Consider the following 16092-nt stretch of genomic DNA (forward strand, 5'->3'; position numbering starts at 1 on the left):
CGTCGAGGGACGGCGCGGGAACTCGCTGCGCTCAGACACCCGCGCCTCTTCGCCCTCGCCGGACCTGCGGTGCTCGGCTCGCTCAAGGCGGACTGGAAGGTCAAGATCAACAGCAAGAGCATCCACGCATGGCGTGGATCTACTGGGTGCAGCTGTGGCCTTTGAACTGGGTCCGCCTTGAGCGAGCCGAGCATCGCAGGGGAATCAGGGGCGAAGAGGTGCCGATGTCTGAGCGCAGCGAGTTCGGCACCGTCCCCTGATTCACCGAGAAGCGCAGGGGACCGGCGTGCGAAGCACGGCGGCTCGCGACCCGGCGGCGCGTTTCTTTTGGTTACTTTTCTTTTCGCGCGAAAAGAAAAGTGACGCCCATGAACAATGAAGCCCCTTCAGCACGCGCCTCGCGCAGAATCCGCGACGGCGTTACTTCACCGGCACCGGAATATTGCAGAGGTCGATATGCCCCGCCGGGCGCTTGTAGAAATCATCCACGCGGTTGCGCCGCGCCTCCACCGTATCGGCAAAGGTCTTCGAGTCGGTACGCAGTACCTGGATCGGCGTGCGCTCGGCCGCCGGCACATCGCTGGCGCGGCGGATCGACATGATCGGCGTACGCAGCTTCGGGTCGGTGTAGAAGCCCATCGGCGCCGGTCCGCGCGGCGTTGCGCTGAGCAGCTCCATGCCCTTCAGCACGCGACCAACCAGCGTGATGTTGCGGTCGAGCTGGCGCGGTGACTGCCCGGTCACCACGTACAGTTCGGCGCCGATGCTGCTGTCTTCCTCGTTGCTGCGGCCGGCACCGAGCATGCCGTAGCAGTGCGCCAGCCAGGTCTTGCCGGCCTGCGGGTCCTGGCCGACCGGGAAGCCGTCGACGAATCCGGTCTGTGCGGCCCAGCCATCGCGATCCGGCAGCACGTTGACCTTCAGGCCGGCGCTGGCGCGTTCGAACTCGGCCGGCAGCTTGCGCGCGGCGCTGCCGAACGGCCTGGCCTTGGCCGCGTCATCGGCGTCGGCATCGCCGAACTGCACCACGAAGTTGTCCTGCGAGCGGTAGATGCTGGTGCCGTCCCAGAAATGCTCGTGGGCGAAGGTCTGGATGTTGGCGACATGGCGCGGGGCGAACTGCGGTGCCAGCTCGATGATCACCCGCCCGGCCGGCAGGTCCATGTACAGCAGGTTGGCCGGGTCGGGGGTGCGCCAGTCGCTGGCGGCCGAAGCGTCCAGGATCTGCTGCGGGCTGCGGTAGGGCGTGGCCGCGCTGGCCACGGCGGGCAGCAGGAAGGCGAGGGCGAGGGCGGTCAGGGCAAGGCGACGACGGTGCGGCATGGAAACCCCGGAACATGAACGAGGCTTCGATTCTGCGCGAGCAATTCGGTCACGCCAACCGGCAGAGTGACTAACGACACATTCGCTATACCGAACTTCGCACTACTGTGGACTTCAACGTAGTGGAGGGCCGGCCATGTCCGAGGACGATGTCCACCTGAAGAAGTTCCAGAAGGAGCTCAGCGCCGGAACGGTGTCGCTGGCCCTGCTGGCGGTGCTGGCCCGGGCCGGGGAGCCGCTGTACGGCTACCTCATTGCCAAGGAGCTGGAGCGGGTGGGCGAGGGCGTGCTGAGCGGCAAGCAGAGCGCGCTGTACCCGGTACTGCGCAACCTGGAGGGCGCCGGCCTGCTGGAAAGCCATGTGGAGCCGTCCAGCAGCGGGCCGCCGCGACGCTACTACCGCATCAATGAACGTGGCCGCGAGGTGCTGGCGCAGTGGCGCCAAGCGTGGCAGGCCACCCGTGATTCCGTCGATTCCGTGTTGGAGGGGGTACCGCAATGAACGACCCGAGCCTGGCAGGCCGTGCCCTGCCCACGACCATTCCGCAGTACCTGGCGCAGCTGCGCGCGGCGCTGGAGGGCGCCGATCCGGCGATGGTGCAGGACGCGCTGTACGACGCCGAGGAATACCTGCGTTCGGAGCTGGCAGCACAGCCCGGCCGCAGCGAGGCCGAGGTGATCGCCGATGTTGCCGGCAGCTATGGCGCGCCGGACGAAGTGGCCGACATCTACCGCGAGACCGAAGTGACGGTGAACCGCGCGCTGCGTACGCCGCGTGCGGATACCGCGCCGGTACTGCGTGCCGCCGCCGAAGCCAGCGGCGTCGAACCGGCTGCGCCGCCGCCGGCGCCAGTGCAACGCTCACTGCTGGCGCGCTTCTTCGGCGTGGTGGCCGATCCGCATACCTATGGCGCGCTGTTCTACATGCTGCTGTCGCTGGCCACCGGCATCTTCTTCTTCACCTGGGTGGTGACCGGCCTGTCGCTCTCGCTCGGCCTGTTGATCCTGATCGTCGGGATTCCGCTGACCGTGCTGTTCTTCGGCTCGGTGCGCGGGCTGGCGCTGCTGGAAGGGCGGCTGGTGGAAGCATTGCTGGGCGAGCGCATGCCGCGCCGTCCGCGCTACACCGACCGTAGCCGCACGTGGCTGCAGCGCATCGGCGACATGTTCACCGATGGCCGTACCTGGCTGACCCTGCTGTACTTCGTGCTGATGCTGCCGTTGGGCGTGGTCTACTTCACCATCGCGGTGACGCTGCTGTCGCTGTCACTGGGGTTCATCTGGGCGCCGGTGGCCGCGCTGTTCAGCGGTGACATTCCGGGTGTCTACGTCGATGGCGTGAACGTGCTGCCGATGGCCGCCTCGCCGCTGGTGGGCATCGTGATCGCAGCCGTGGGCGTGCTGCTGCTGCTGTTGACGATGCACCTGGCACGGGGCATCGGCAAGCTGCACGGGCTGATTGCCAAGAACCTGCTGGTGCGGTTGTAACAGGCCAGGGGTCGGATCCCTGTTCGCAGAACAGGGCTCTGACCCCGGATCCCATCATGCTGGGTCAGAGCTCTTTCCGTTGGAAAGGGATCCGACCCCACCGCGGGGAGTTACCCCGCCTTTCGCCGCAACGGAGTGACGTTGCTCTTCTTCTTCGTGGCCTTTGCCGCCGGTGCCTCGGCATGCGCAGCGAAGAAGTCGCGGACCTTCGGGTACACCACTTCGCGCCAGCGACGGCCGCTGAAGATGCCGTAGTGGCCGGCGCCTTCGACGATGAAATGCTCGCGGCGGTCAGCAGCAATGCCGGTGCACAGCGCCTGCGCTGCTTCGGTCTGGCCGAGGCCGGCGATGTCGTCCAGTTCGCCCTCGATGCTCAGCAGCGCGGTATCGCGGATCGCCGACGGATCGACCTTCTCGCCATTGACCACCCACTCGCCACGCGGCAGCAGGAAGTCCTGGAACACCACGCGGATGGTATCCAGGTAGTACTTGGCCGGCATGTCCAGCACCGCGTTGTACTCGTCGTAGAAGCGACGGTGCGCGTCGGCGTCTTCCAGGTCGCCCTTGACCAGGTCGGTGTAGAAATCCCAGTGCGAACTGAAGTGGCGGCTGGGGTTCATCGACAGGAAGCCGGCGTGCTGCAGGAAGCCCGGATACACGCGGCGGCCGGCGCCGGGATAGCTGGCCGGCACGGTGTGGATGACGTTGTTCTCGAACCACGACAGCGGGTTCTGCGTGGCCAGGTTGTTCACTGCGGTCGGGCTGCAGCGTGCATCGATCGGGCCGCCCATCATCACCAGGGTGCGCGGTGTCGGCTCGCCACGGCTGGCCATCAGCGAAACCGCGGCCAGCACCGGTACCGTCGGCTGGCACACGCTGACCACGTGCAGGCGTTCGACGCCCAGATGGCGGATGAACTCCTGGATGTAGGCGATGTAATCGTCCAGGCCAAACTCGCCTTCGTTGGCCGGCACCATGCGCGCGTCCACCCAGTCGGTGACGTACACACGGTGGTCGCGCAGCAGCGTGCGCACGGTATCGCGCAGCAACGTGGCGTGGTGCCCGGACAGCGGTGCCACGACCAGCACGAACGGCTGGTTGAGCATGGTGTGCAGCTGTTCGGCTTCATTGCTGTGGCGCTTGAAGCGCAGCAGCTTGCAGAACGGCTTGCTCACTTCCTCGTGCACGACGATCGGCACGCGCTCGCCGTCGACCTCGATTTCGTTGATGCCCCACTCGGGCTTCTCGTAATCCTTGCCGATGCGGTGGAACAGCTCATTGACCGCCGCCAGGCGATCGGCGCCGGGCATCTGCGACCACCAGTGGCCCGGGTTGGCGAAGAATCTGGCGTTGGCCTGGGCCTGGTGCACCCAGGGGGCGAGCAGGTTGCGGGTCAGTTCGTGCAGTTGATAGAGCATGACGACCGAATATGTATGGTCATATGTTGCCGCGCAGCATATCCCATCCGGGTGTCCCGCAGGTTAAGTTGGCTGAAAATAATGAATCTGGATTCACATCCGTTCCAGCGCGGCGGCATCGCCTGCCAGGGCGGGGCCGAGCCAGCAGTGCGACCCGACCGGCTGCAGGCCGTGCCGGGCCAGCGTCCGCCGATACCAGCGTGCTGGGCGGGCCTGGAAGCCGTCGTGGTCGCCTTCGAACGCGTCCTCGGCGGCGAAGGTCTCCAGGAAGGCCACACCGCCGGTCAGCTCGGCCACGCCGGACAGGCCGGCGCGCAGCTCGCGGTCGGGCACGTAGTGCATCACGTCCGAACACACCAGCAGGTCGACCGGGGCGCAGGGCCGCAGCCAGGCGAAGTCGCCGAAGCTGGCCAGGTGCAGGTTGCGGGTGCGGCCATAGCGGCGCACAGCGTACTCGCTGCTGTCGAAGCCCAGGTATTCGACCTTCGGACGCAGCTTCAGCAGCGGTGCGCGCCAGGCGCCTTCGCCGCAGCCGATGTCCAGCACATTGCGGATCGGTCGTTCGAGGTAGTACTCGGCACTGGCCACCGCCAGGGCAACCTTGCGCGCCAGGCGGGCGCTGCCGCCGATGTCGGCGCGGCGGTACCAGCGTTGGAAGTAGGCGGCGTCGTAGGTCTTGTCCATGGGGCGGTGCGCGATCGGGGAAAACGGTGCCTATCGTACGGCGTTGCGCCCCCGGGTGTGGCGGACCCGCAGTAGAGCCACGCCATGCATGGCTGTCCTGATGCGGCGATTGGACGCGGCAGCCACCCAGGAGGTGGCTCTACTGCGACAATAGGCGCCCATCTACGCCAGCCGCCGGAGCGAGCGCATGCAGAGCTACTACTGGGTCAAGACCTTCCACATCGTATTCGTGGTGGCGTGGATGGCCACGGTGTTCTACCTGCCGCGCATCCTGGTCAACCTGGCCGAGACCGCAGGCCAGCCGGCGGTGACCGAGCGCCTGCAGCTGATGGGCCTGCGCCTGTACCGTTTCGGCCACTCGATGTTCGGCCTGGCCTTTGTGCTGGGCCTGGTGCTGTGGCTGGGCTACAAGGTCATCCCGGATTTCCCGACCATGGTCGCGCCGGGCGGCGCTGGCTGGCTGCACGCCAAGCTGGGCCTGGTGGCGGTGCTGCTGGTGTATTTCAGCTGGATCGGCCGTCTGTTGAAGGGCGTGGCCAAGGGCAGGGCGCTGCCGTCGTCGCGCGCGCTGCGCTGGATCAACGAGATCCCGCTGCTGGCGTTCATTCCGATCGTGTGGCTGGTGCTGGCCAAGCCGTTCTGAACGGGGCGCGCAGCGCATCGCACAGATGCATCCACGCATGGCGTGGATCTACTGGGTGCAGCTGTGGCTTTTGATGTTCAGGTCCGCCATGAGCGAGCCGAGCATCGCAGGTGAAACAGGGGCGAAGAGGCGCCGATGTCTGAGCGCAGCGAGTTCGGCGCCGTCCCCTGATTCACCGAGAAGCGCAGGGAACCGGTGCGTGGCACCGGCTCGCGTTCGGCGGCGTGTTCTTTGGTTACTTTCTTGCACGAGCAAGAAAGTAACAAGCCGATGAATCAGGCCGCTTCGTACGTACCGTAACTGCGCAGGCGCGCGTAGCGCTGCTCCAGCAGCTGTTCGGTGGACAGCTTCTCCAGCGCGTCCAGCTCGTTCAGCAGCACGGCCTTCAGGCGCTTGGCCATCTGCGTCGGGTTGCGGTGGGCGCCACCGGTCGGCTCGCGCACGACCTTATCGACCAGGCCCAGGCTCTTCAGGCGCGGGGCGGTCAGGCCCAGTTGTTCGGCCGCTTCCTTGGCCTTGCCCGCGTCCTTCCACAGGATCGAGGCGCAGCCTTCCGGGGTGATGGTCGAGTACACCGCGTATTCCAGCATCACGGTGCGGTCACCCACGCCCAGCGCCAGCGCGCCGCCGGAGCCGCCTTCACCGATCACGGTGCAGATGATCGGCACCTTCAGCTCGGCCATCTCGATCAGGTTGCGCGCGATGGCCTCGGACTGCCCGCGCGATTCGGCGTCAATACCCGGCCAGGCGCCGGCGGTGTCGATCAGGGTCAGCACCGGCAGGCCGAAGCGCTCGGCCATCTTCATCAGGCGCAGCGCCTTGCGGTAACCCTCCGGCTTGGGCATGCCGAAGTTGCGCTTGATCTTTTCCTTGGTATCGCGGCCCTTCTGGTGGCCGATCACCATTACCGCGCGGCCATTGATGCGGGCCAGGCCGCCCATGATCGCCTTGTCGTCGGCGAAGGCGCGGTCACCGGCCAGCTCCTGGAACTCATCGAACATGACGCGGATGTAGTCGGCGGTATACGGACGCGACGGGTGCCGGGCCAGCTGCAGCACCTGCCACGAGGTCAGGTTGCGGAAGATCTGCGCGGTGCGCATGCGCAGCTTGTCCTGCAGCGCGTGCACTTCCGCCTCGACATTGACCGCCGGCCCGGCACTGGCGTTGCGCAGTTCCTGGATCTTGGCTTCCAGGTCGGCGATGGGTTGCTCGAAGTCGAGGTAGTTCGGATTCATCGGAAGCCGTCGTGTAAAGAAGGGGGCAATTCTAGCCGAATGCGTGCAAACCACCCGTACGCCTTCGTCTGGAAGGCGACGGTAGCGCAGCCGGGCAGGCGGCGCCAGTCAGCTCAGGGCACCACCAGGGCGCTGCGGCCCATCAACTGGCTGCGCCGGGAAACGAAGTCGTTGTAGGCCTCGTTGGCCTCCCGGCCCAGGCCGCTGCCCAGGGCGGCGGTAGCCGAGGTGAAGGCCATCTGCGCGTCGAAGTCCTGCTTGCGCAGGGCCTTCTGTTCATCGGCGGTGGTGGCCTTCAGCCAGCGGGCATAGACCTCGCGCAGCGGCGCGGCGTGCGCCTCGAAGGCGGGGTCGAGTGCCGGCAGGCTGGCCGGGGCCGGTTCCAGGCTGAACGCCGGGGCCACGTAGCCGGCCGGCTGTTCGCGCTTGAATGCACCGGGTTCGCCCATGCCTTCTTCGACGTAGGCGATGAAATCCGGTGCCGTGAACACCTTGGCCACGATCTGGCCGCCGCTGGCGTCGACGTGGGCCACCACCTTTTCCGTCGGGAAGGGTTCGCGCACGCCGTAGGTCCAGGTCTTGTCGATGAACAGTTCGTGGCTCTTCTCGAACGGGCCCTCGAAGTCGACGCCGCCCAGCTCGATGCCGGCCTTGCCGGTGCCGAAGTTCTTCAGCTTGCTCTCGTCGGTGACATAGACCTCGCGAGCGATCACGTACTCGCTCAGGGTCGGGTTGATCAGGCCGCCGCGGCCATCGACGTAGACGATGAAGCGCACATCGCCGAGCGTGTCGGTGTGCAGGCGATGCTCGCCAATGGCCAGCGAGACCGGGCGCGAGCCGTGCGCAGCCACTGGCAGGTCCTGGCCGTCGATGCTCAGCGCCAGCGGCGTGTCGGTCGGGTTGTCGATCTGGAACTCGATCTTCGACGGCGAGCAGGCGGCCAGCGCCAGTGCGGCAACGAACGGGAACAGCAGGGTCTTCATCGGCAATCGTCCTTGATGACTGGAACGGGAAAAACAGGAACACGAAGTAGCCAGCCTCAGCTGGCCCACGGCGGGCTGTAGCGCACCTTCAGCGTACGTACGGCCGGGTCGGCGCGCAGCGCCTCCATCAGCTTGGAATCGATGCGCACTGCGCTCTGCCCGGAGACATCCAGCATGCCGGCGACACCGCCGTGCGGGCCCTTCAGCAGCAGGTCCAGGCGCAGCGGCGTGCGCCCCGGGCGATGGCGGTCGAGCAGGGCATTGATGCGCTCCCAGACCGGGCGCTGCTGGCGCAGGTCCAGGCGCAGCGACAGCCGCGTGGCGTAGTTGGCGCACACTTCGTCGAAGTCCCAGCACTGGCGGATGCGCAACGCGAAGCCGCCGTTGAATTCGTCCTCACGCAGGCCACCCTTCACCACCAGGATGCGGTCCTTGGTCATCAGGTGGCCGAACTCGGCCATCGCATCGGAGAACGCGCTGCACTCCACCCGGCCGCGACCGTCCTCCAGCTGGATGAAAATCTGGCTTTCGCCCTTGCGGCGCACGCCGACCACCTGGCCGGCCAGCACGGTCTGCACTTCCGGGCGCCAGCGCTTCTCGCCGCCACCGCCGCCGCTGTTGGCGCTCCAGATTTTCTCCACCGAACCCAGGTCGTTGCCTACCAGATCGCGCACATCGTCGCGCCAGGGATCGAACGGGTGGCCGCTGAGGTAGAAGCCCAGCGTATCGCGCTCGCCGTTGAGGCGCTGCAGCAGCGGCCATTCTTCAGCTTCCGGCAGGTCCAGCTGGATCGAAACGGTGCTCGGATCGGGCCCGCCAAACAGCGAATTCTGCCCGGACGCACGCTCGCGTGCCATCTGGTCGGTGGCCTTGATCACTTCCGGCAGCTGCAGCATCAGCGAGGCACGGTTGCGGCCGAGTTCATCGAGCGCGCCACAGTTGATCATCGCTTCCAGCGTGCGCCGGTTGAGCTTGGCCGAGCCGACGCGGGTGCAGAAGTCCAGCAGATCCTTGAACGGTCCGCCCTTCAGTCGTTCCTCGACCACCGCTTCGCAGGCGCCCTGGCCGACGCCCTTGATCGCGCCCAGACCGTACTGGATCGTGTCCGGCGTGACCGCTTCGAACATGAAGGCCGACTGGTTCACCTTCGGCGGCAGCACGGTCAGGCCGAGGTTGCGCACCTCGTCGAGGAAGCCAACCACCTTGTCGGTGTTGTCCAGGTCCGAAGACAGCGTGGCCGCCATGAACTCTGCCGGGTAATGGCGCTTCAGCCAGGCGGTCTGGTAGCTGACCAGTGCGTATGCAGCGGCGTGCGACTTGTTGAAGCCATAGCCGGCGAACTTCTCCATCAGGTCGAAGATTTCGTCGGCCTTGGGGCCGTCGACGCCGCCCTTGGCTGCACCTTCGCGGAAGATCTCGCGATGCTTGGCCATTTCCGCCGGCACCTTCTTGCCCATCGCGCGTCGCAGCAGGTCAGCGCCGCCCAGCGAGTAGCCGCCGACGATCTGCGCCATCTGCATCACCTGCTCCTGGTACACCATGATGCCGTAGGTGTCCTTCAGGATCGCTTCGGTGCGCGGATCGGGATAGATGATCTCTTCCTGGCCGTGCTTGCGCGCGTTGAAGGAGGGAATCAGATCCATCGGGCCGGGGCGATACAGCGACACCAGCGCGATCAGGTCTTCGAAGCGGTCGGGGCGCGCGTCCTTCAGCAGGCGGCGCATGCCCGAGGACTCGAACTGGAACACCGCGCCGGTGTTGCCGTTGGCGAAGATGTCCTTGTAGGTGGGCGCATCGTCGAGCGGGATCGCGGCAATGTCGACCGGCGGAATGCCCGCGCGTTCGTGGCGCTTGTTGATCGCCTTCACTGCCCAGTCGATGATGGTCAGCGTGCGCAGGCCGAGGAAGTCGAACTTCACCAGGCCCACTTCTTCAACGTCGTTCTTGTCGAACTGGGTGACCGGGTTCTTGCCGAGCCCATTTTCGTCGTGTTCGGCGTACAGCGGGCAGAACTCGCTCAGCGGCTCGGGCCCGATCACCACGCCACCGGCGTGCTTGCCGGCGTTGCGGGTCAGGTCTTCCAGCTGCAGCGCCAGATCGATCAGGTCGCGGACATCGTCCTCGGTCTCATAGCGCTGGATCAGTTCGGCCGAGGCCATTTCCGAGCTCGGGCCTTCCTTGCCCTTGCCCAGCGCATCCTTCAGGTGGATGCCCAGGATGTTCGGGATCAGCTTGGAAACACCGTCGACCAGGCCATACGGGAAGCCGAGCACGCGGCCGGAGTCGCGCACCACCGCCTTGGCGGCCATGGTGCCGTAGGTGATGATCTGGCTGACGCGCTCGCGCCCGTACTTGCGGGCGACGTAGTCGATCACCTCGTCGCGGCGGTCCATGCAGAAGTCGATGTCGAAGTCGGGCATCGACACGCGTTCCGGGTTCAGGAATCGCTCGAACAGCAGGTTGTACGGCAGCGGGTCCAGGTCGGTAATCTTCAGCGCCCAGGCCACCAGCGAGCCGGCACCCGAGCCGCGGCCGGGACCGATCGGGATGCCCTGGTTCTTGCCCCACTGGATGAAGTCGGCCACGATCAGGAAGTAGCCGGGGAAGCCCATCTTGATGATGGTGTTGAGCTCGAACTCCAGGCGCTCGAAGTACTCCTCACGGGTCTTGCCCGGCGCCAGCGGATTCTTCTCCAGGCGCTCTTCCAGGCCGTCGCGCGACATCTTCTGGATCCAGGTGTCCAGGGTCTCGTCGTCGGGCACCGGGTAGTTGGGCAGGAAGTAGGTGCCCAGCCGCATCTCGATGTTGCAGCGCTCGGCCAGCGCCAGCGTGTTGTCGATCGCATCGGGGATGTCGGCGAACAGCGCGCACATCTCCTCGGCCGACTTCAGGTACTGCTGGTCGCTGTACTCGCGCGGACGCTTGGGATCGTCCAGCACGCGGCCGGTGGAAATGCACACGCGCGCTTCGTGCGCGCTGAAATCCGACGGCGACAGGAAGCGCACGTCATTGCTGGCGACCACCGGCAGGCCGCGCTGGCCAGCGGCCATCAGCGCGAACTGGTTGAAGGTTTCCTCGCCCTCGCGGCCGGTACGGGTCAGCTCCAGGTGCAGGCCATCGCCGAATACGCGCTGCCAGTCGGCCAGCTGCTGCTCGGCCAGTTCATGCTTGCCGTCCAGTGCCAGGCGCCCGGCCAGGCTCTGCCGGCCGGCCAGCGCGAACAGGTTGGCATTGCCGGCCTTCAGCCAGTCCGGGTGGATGGCCACGCCGCCTTCCGGGCGATGGCCTTCCATCCAGGCGCGGGTCAGCAGCCGCGACAGGCTCAGGTAGCCCTCGCGGTCGCGGCACAGCAGGGTCATCCGCCACGGGTCCTGGCCTTCCTCTGCGATCAGCACGTCGGCACCGGCGATCGGCTTGATGCCGACGCCTTCGGCGGCCTTGTAGAACTTGACCAGGGCGAACAGGTTGTTGAGATCGGTCACCGCCAGCGCGGGCAGGCCGAGCTCCACCGAGCGCGACAGCAGGTTGGCCTGCTTGGCCTTCTTCGGGTCCGCCTGGTCCGGCTTGGCCGGCACACGGATGGTGGAGTCCGCCAGCGAGAACTCGGTGTGGACGTGGAGATGTACGAAGCGGGAGTTGGACATGCCGGACCAGGTTGGAGCGCGCGGGCCCCGGGTGCTGACGGAGGTTCGTCGCCGGGGTCGGGAAGCGCTGGAATGCCCGGTCAGGGTAGCGAGGGCAGGGGGTTGCCACAAGGCTTGACAGGGGCACGGCGTGGCGCCGGATTCAGGCGTGCGGGAGGCCGCCTTCTGTAGAGCCGAGCCCATGCTCGGCTGTCCACAGCAGCCGAGCATGGGCTCGGCCCTACAACTCCAGCTGGCTCAGGCGATGGCCGCCGCCTGCGCCAGGTCCAGGCACTCACGCACCGGTGCGAAGCTGCGCCGATGCTCCACGCAGGGGCCGTGCTCGCGCAGGGCGGCGAGGTGGGCCGGAGTGCCGTAGCCCTTGTGCTGCTCGAAGCCGTATTGCGGGTGGCGGGCATGCACATCCTGCATGTAGCGGTCGCGCGAGACCTTGGCCAGGATCGATGCGGCCATGATTGCGCGGTCGATGCCATCGCCGCCGACCAGCGCCTGCGCCGGCAGCACCAGGCCCTTGGGCACCACATTGCCGTCGATGCGGGCGAAGCCGGCCACATGGGCGACCGCTGCAACGACGTCACGCATGCCCTGCAGGGTGGCCTGGTAGATGTTCAGGCGGTCGATGGTGTCCACGTCCACCAGCACCACGTGCCAGGCCAGGGCGCGCTCGATGATGCGGTCATGCAGCTGCTCGCGGCGGGCCGCGGTGAGCTGCTTGGAGTCGTCCAGGCCGTTGATCCGTGGCCGCGCCGGGTCGAACACCACCGCCGCCACCGCCACCGGCCCGGCCAGCGGGCCACGCCCGGCCTCGTCGACGCCGGCCACAAGACGCTCCGGCTCGACCACGGCCACGCCGTCGAACAGGGTCAGGCTGGCTGCTGCGGCGTGGCGGCGGCTCATGCCTGGGCCTGGTCGCGCATCAGCAGCTCGCCGACGGCATCGGCGGCACGCGCCGAGGCGTTGCGTCGCAGGCGTTCGTGCAGGCGCACGTAAGTGTCCTGCAGGTCGCTCACCCGCTGCGGGTGGTCGAACCACTGCTGGATGGCCGCGGCCAGCCTGTCCGGCGTGCAGTCGTGCTGCATCAGTTCCGGTGCCAGGTCCTGCCCGGCCAGGATGTTGGGCAGGGCGAAGCGGTCGACCTTGATCAGGCCAAGCGCCTTAACCAGTCGATAGGTCAGTTCGTTGACACGGTAACCGACCACCATCGGCCGCTTCACCAGCATGGCCTCCAGGGTCGCGGTACCGGAGGCCAGCACCACCACGTCGGCGGCGATCATCGCGTTGCGCGCCTGGCCGTCCAGCACGTGCGAGTAGGCCACCGGCAGCGCCGAGCGCGACAGCTGTTCTTCGATCAGCTGCCTGCAGGCCGGGTTGGCGGCAGGCACCACCACGTGCAGGCCCGGAATGCGTTCGGAGACCTGCCAGGCCGCTTCGAAGAACGGCTCGCCCAGGCGCGAGATCTCGCCGAGGCGGCTGCCCGGCAACACCGCCAGCACCTTGGCCGAGGCTGGCAGGCCGAGCGCGGCGCGTGCTTCCTCGCGGTTGCCCTGCAGCGGAATGTCATCGGCCATCGGGTGGCCGACGAAGCGCGCGTCGATGCCGTGCCGGGCATAGATCGGCGGCTCCATCGGGAACAGGCACAGCACCAGGTCGGCGCTGCTGCCGATCTTCTCGGCGCGCTTTTCGCGCCAGGCCCAGACTGACGGGCTGACGTAATGCACGGTGCGCACGCCGCGCTGTTTCAACCAGCGCTCGATGCCCAGGTTGAAGTCGGGGGCGTCGATGCCGATGAACACGTCCGGCTGCCAGTCCAGCGCACGCTGGCGGAACGCCGAGCGCAGCTTGAGCAGGCGTGGCAGGTGGCGCAGCACTTCGGTCAGGCCCATCACCGCCAGCTCGCTGGCATCGTGCCAGGTCTGGCAGCCGGCGCTGCGCATGGCATCGCCGCCGATACCGGCGAACTCGGCATTCGGGAAGCGCGCCTTCAGTTCACGCACCAGGCCCGCACCGAGCAGGTCGCCGGAGGCTTCACCGGCAACCAGCGCGATCCGCAACGGGCGCTCGCTGAGCACCCGCTGTGCGGGAACGCTGCCGGCCATCGAGGCCAGCGGGATCACCGCGGCGCCGGCCGGCGCCTGGCCGGTCGAGCTGCTCATCGCAGCAGGGGCCTCTCGGCGTGCTCGATGAAGTCCAGCATCGCCTTCACGTCGTCGCTGTCACGCGCCTGTTCGGTCAGCTGCACCTTGGCCTCTGCCAGCGGCAGGCCCGCGACGTACAGCGTGCGGTACGCACGCTTGATGGCCGAAATGCGGTCAGCGTCGAAGCCGCGCCGCTTCAGGCCTTCGCTGTTGATGCCACGCGGGCGTCCCAGCGAATCGGTGCCGACCATGGTGAACGGCGGTACATCACCATTGGTCAGCGCGCCCATGCCGAGGAAGGCATGCGCGCCGATGCGGCAGAACTGGTGGGCACCGGCGAAGCCGCTGATGATCACGTAGTCGCCCACGGTCACGTGGCCAGCCAGAGTGGTGTTGTTGGAGAACACGCAGAAGTTGCCGACATGGCAGTCGTGTGCCACGTGCGTGTAGGCCAGCATCCAGTTGTCGTTGCCGATGGTGGTGATGCCGCCGCCGCCGCCGGTGCCACGGTTGAGCGTGACGAACTCGCGGAACACGTTGCGATCGCCGATCACCAGTTCGGTACGCTCGCCGCCGAACTTCTTGTCCTGCGGCTCGCCACCGATCGCGGCATGGCCGACGAAGCGGTTGTCGCGGCCGATCCGGGTCGGGCCGTGGATGCTGCAATGGGGGCCCACCACCGTGCCGGCACCGATTTCAACATCGGGGCCGATCAGGGTGAAGGCGCCCACCTGGACATCGTCGGCCAGGCGTGCGGCCGGGTCGATGACGGCGGTGGAGTGGATCCGCGGTGCGTTGTCAGTCATTGCTGCCTCCAGTGGATCAGCCCTTGGCGCCGGCACACATGACCTCGGCCGACGCGACGACTTCGCCGTTGACCTTGGCTTCGCCGTAGTACCAGCCCATGTTGCGGATCAGGCGCTTCATCTGCACGTCCAGCATCAGCACGTCACCGGGCACGACCTGCTTGTTGAAGCGGGCGTTTTCCACCTTGACCATGTAGAACAGCTTGGACTGCGCATCGCGGCCGAGCGTGAGCTGGGTCATGACACCGCCAGCCTGCGCCAGCGCTTCGATGATCAGCACCCCGGGCATGATCGGGCGGCCCGGGAAGTGGCCCTGGAAGAACGGCTCGTTGATGCTCACGTTCTTCTGCGCCAGGATCCGCTTGGCCTCGACGTCGAGTTCGAGCACCCGGTCCACCAGCAGGAACGGGTAGCGATGTGGAAGCAGTTCCTGGATCTGGCAGACGTCGATCGGAAGCTGCAGCGAATCGTTCATTCTTTCTCCTTGCCAGCAGCCAGAACGCGGCGAGCCAATGCGTCCAGCTGCTTGAAGCGCGCGGCGTTCTTGCGCCACGTGCGGTTGTCGGTCAATGGGGTGCCGGACGAGTACTCGCCCGGCTCATGGATGGAGTTGCGGACCACCGACTTGCCAGTGATCACGACCTTGTCGCAGATCTCGAGGTGGCCGACCACGCCAACGTGGCCGCCGAGCAGGCAGTAGCGGCCGATCTTGGCGCTGCCGGCGATGCCGGTGCAGCCGGCAATGGCCGAGTGCGCGCCGATCTGCACGTTGTGGGCAATCTGCACCAGGTTGTCCAGGCGAACGTCCTCGGCAAGGACGGTGTCTTCCAGCGCGCCACGATCAACACAGGTATTGGCGCCGATCTCGCAATCGTCGCCGATGCGGACGCCGCCGAGCTGCGGCACCTTGATCCACTTGCCGGCGTCCATCGCCAGGCCGAAGCCATCGGCGCCGAGTACGGCACCGGGATGCACGCGCACGCGCTTGCCCAGCCTGACCCGGGTGACCAGGGTGACCCGTGCGATCAGCTCACAGCCGGAATCCAGGCTGCAGTCCTCGCCGATCACGCTGCCGGTGCCGATGATGCAGTTCTCGCCGACGACGCTGCGCGCACCCACCGAGACGAACGGGCCGATATGGGCGCTGGCCGCGACCTGGGCGCTGGGATCGATCACTGCGCTGGGATGGATGCCCGGCGGGCGGGTCGGCGCGATGTCGAACAGTGCGGCAATCTTGGCGAATGCGGTGTACGGGTCCTTGGCGACGAGCGCGGCGCCGGGAGCGGACTCGGCGTCGTCGGCACGCAGCACCACCAGCGAGGCCTGGCTGTCGGCCAGCTGGGCGCGGTAGCGCGGGTTGGCAAGGAAGGTCAGCTGGCCAGGACCGGCATGGGCGAGGGTGGCCACGCCATGGATGGCGGTAGCGGGATCGCCATGGACCTGCAGGCCGAACTGCTCGGCGAGTTGCTGGGCGGTGTAGGTGGGAGTATTCACGGCGGGAGTTTAACGTGTGACGCCATTGCGGTCATGCAGGGTCAAAAGCGGCGCCTGCCTGATGTCCCGGGGCGATGGCGCAGGGGGCTGCCCAGGACACGCCGTAAACCCATCCCTGGGGGCTCGATGGCGCCATCCATGGCGCCAACGGTCCTGGTCAGCCCCCTGCGCCATCACCAGATGATTTCACGCGAGCGCGGGAAGTAACGGCGGCGAGCAAGTAAAACGGAAACGCCGGG

Annotated in this window: 14 protein-coding genes; 3 read left to right on the forward strand and 11 right to left on the reverse strand. The window is 67.0% G+C overall.

Going from position 1 to position 16092, the window contains the following annotated elements; genetic code table 11:
- Window positions 1-420 precede the first annotated feature (420 nt).
- On the reverse strand, window positions 421-1323 hold the full coding sequence (locus AC5P8U_RS10335; RefSeq protein ID WP_227836663.1) for a peptidylprolyl isomerase: 903 nt from the start codon (window positions 1321-1323) through the stop codon (window positions 421-423).
- Window positions 1324-1459: 136 nt separating this feature from the next.
- Here AC5P8U_RS10335 and AC5P8U_RS10340 point away from each other — a divergent pair, with 136 nt between their 5' ends.
- Window positions 1460-1825 carry a PadR family transcriptional regulator gene (locus tag AC5P8U_RS10340; RefSeq protein WP_004150914.1) on the forward strand — a complete coding sequence of 122 codons (366 nt, stop codon included), beginning with the start codon at window positions 1460-1462 and terminating at the stop codon, window positions 1823-1825.
- Window positions 1822-2811, forward strand: coding sequence for a sensor domain-containing protein (locus tag AC5P8U_RS10345; protein WP_061480675.1), 990 nt, complete (start codon window positions 1822-1824; stop codon window positions 2809-2811). Before AC5P8U_RS10340 ends, AC5P8U_RS10345 begins: the two co-directional genes overlap by 4 nt.
- Before the next feature lie 110 nt (window positions 2812-2921).
- Here AC5P8U_RS10345 and AC5P8U_RS10350 read toward each other — a convergent pair whose 3' ends face one another.
- On the reverse strand, window positions 2922-4229 hold the full coding sequence (locus AC5P8U_RS10350; protein WP_061480170.1) for a polyhydroxyalkanoate depolymerase: 1308 nt from the start codon (window positions 4227-4229) through the stop codon (window positions 2922-2924).
- Window positions 4230-4322: 93 nt separating this feature from the next.
- Complete coding sequence (locus tag AC5P8U_RS10355) at window positions 4323-4913, reverse strand: class I SAM-dependent DNA methyltransferase (RefSeq protein ID WP_111008404.1); 591 nt, start codon at window positions 4911-4913, stop codon at window positions 4323-4325.
- Between the two features lie 187 nt (window positions 4914-5100).
- On the opposite strand from AC5P8U_RS10355, the gene AC5P8U_RS10360 reads away from it, so the two are divergent.
- Window positions 5101-5556, forward strand: coding sequence for a CopD family protein (locus AC5P8U_RS10360; RefSeq protein ID WP_227836664.1), 456 nt, complete (start codon window positions 5101-5103; stop codon window positions 5554-5556).
- 275 nt (window positions 5557-5831) lie between these two features.
- Here the strand turns inward: AC5P8U_RS10360 and AC5P8U_RS10365 are convergent, their stop codons facing one another.
- The 8 genes from AC5P8U_RS10365 to lpxD form a co-directional block, all read right to left on the reverse strand.
- Window positions 5832-6791, reverse strand: coding sequence for an acetyl-CoA carboxylase carboxyltransferase subunit alpha (locus AC5P8U_RS10365; RefSeq protein WP_072166817.1), 960 nt, complete (start codon window positions 6789-6791; stop codon window positions 5832-5834).
- Window positions 6792-6904: 113 nt separating this feature from the next.
- Complete coding sequence (locus AC5P8U_RS10370; RefSeq protein WP_088496935.1) at window positions 6905-7774, reverse strand: YajG family lipoprotein; 870 nt, start codon at window positions 7772-7774, stop codon at window positions 6905-6907.
- Between the two features lie 56 nt (window positions 7775-7830).
- Window positions 7831-11418 (reverse strand): DNA polymerase III subunit alpha, encoded by a 3588-nt coding sequence (dnaE, locus tag AC5P8U_RS10375; RefSeq protein WP_072166815.1) that lies wholly within the window; start codon window positions 11416-11418, stop codon window positions 7831-7833.
- Between the two features lie 237 nt (window positions 11419-11655).
- On the reverse strand, window positions 11656-12315 hold the full coding sequence (rnhB, locus tag AC5P8U_RS10380) for a ribonuclease HII (RefSeq protein ID WP_049416727.1): 660 nt from the start codon (window positions 12313-12315) through the stop codon (window positions 11656-11658).
- A complete protein-coding gene (gene lpxB / locus AC5P8U_RS10385) occupies window positions 12312-13514 on the reverse strand; it encodes a lipid-A-disaccharide synthase (RefSeq protein WP_227836671.1) in 1203 nt (400 codons plus the stop codon). Before lpxB ends, rnhB begins: the two co-directional genes overlap by 4 nt.
- A gap of 53 nt (window positions 13515-13567) precedes the next feature.
- Entirely contained in the window at window positions 13568-14359 is a 792-nt protein-coding gene (gene lpxA, locus AC5P8U_RS10390) for an acyl-ACP--UDP-N-acetylglucosamine O-acyltransferase (RefSeq protein WP_447897399.1), read from the reverse strand.
- 16 nt (window positions 14360-14375) lie between these two features.
- The gene (fabZ, locus tag AC5P8U_RS10395) at window positions 14376-14834 is read right to left on the reverse strand and encodes a 3-hydroxyacyl-ACP dehydratase FabZ (RefSeq protein ID WP_005415845.1); all 459 of its coding nucleotides are present in this window, start codon (window positions 14832-14834) and stop codon (window positions 14376-14378) included.
- Window positions 14831-15853: a UDP-3-O-(3-hydroxymyristoyl)glucosamine N-acyltransferase gene (gene lpxD / locus AC5P8U_RS10400; protein WP_072166813.1), complete on the reverse strand. Its 1023-nt coding sequence runs from the start codon at window positions 15851-15853 to the stop codon at window positions 14831-14833. The genes fabZ and lpxD overlap by 4 nt, the downstream gene beginning before the upstream one ends.
- Window positions 15854-16092: the final 239 nt, after the last annotated feature.

Source organism: Stenotrophomonas sp. YJH_SMC_81 (genome assembly GCF_059370875.1).

Coding starts and splice junctions, on each gene's coding strand:
- AC5P8U_RS10335 (WP_227836663.1), bottom strand. CDS start 1,323: ATGCCGCACCGTCGTCGCCTTGCCCTGACCGCCCTCGCCCTCGCCTTC.
- AC5P8U_RS10350 (WP_061480170.1), bottom strand. CDS start 4,229: ATGCTCTATCAACTGCACGAACTGACCCGCAACCTGCTCGCCCCCTGG.
- AC5P8U_RS10370 (WP_088496935.1), bottom strand. CDS start 7,774: ATGAAGACCCTGCTGTTCCCGTTCGTTGCCGCACTGGCGCTGGCCGCC.
- dnaE (WP_072166815.1), bottom strand. CDS start 11,418: ATGTCCAACTCCCGCTTCGTACATCTCCACGTCCACACCGAGTTCTCG.
- lpxB (WP_227836671.1), bottom strand. CDS start 13,514: ATGGCCGGCAGCGTTCCCGCACAGCGGGTGCTCAGCGAGCGCCCGTTG.
- fabZ (WP_005415845.1), bottom strand. CDS start 14,834: ATGAACGATTCGCTGCAGCTTCCGATCGACGTCTGCCAGATCCAGGAA.
- AC5P8U_RS10340 (WP_004150914.1), top strand. CDS start 1,460: ATGTCCGAGGACGATGTCCACCTGAAGAAGTTCCAGAAGGAGCTCAGC.
- lpxA (WP_447897399.1), bottom strand. CDS start 14,359: ATGACTGACAACGCACCGCGGATCCACTCCACCGCCGTCATCGACCCG.
- rnhB (WP_049416727.1), bottom strand. CDS start 12,315: ATGAGCCGCCGCCACGCCGCAGCAGCCAGCCTGACCCTGTTCGACGGC.
- AC5P8U_RS10360 (WP_227836664.1), top strand. CDS start 5,101: ATGCAGAGCTACTACTGGGTCAAGACCTTCCACATCGTATTCGTGGTG.
- AC5P8U_RS10355 (WP_111008404.1), bottom strand. CDS start 4,913: ATGGACAAGACCTACGACGCCGCCTACTTCCAACGCTGGTACCGCCGC.
- AC5P8U_RS10365 (WP_072166817.1), bottom strand. CDS start 6,791: ATGAATCCGAACTACCTCGACTTCGAGCAACCCATCGCCGACCTGGAA.
- AC5P8U_RS10345 (WP_061480675.1), top strand. CDS start 1,822: ATGAACGACCCGAGCCTGGCAGGCCGTGCCCTGCCCACGACCATTCCG.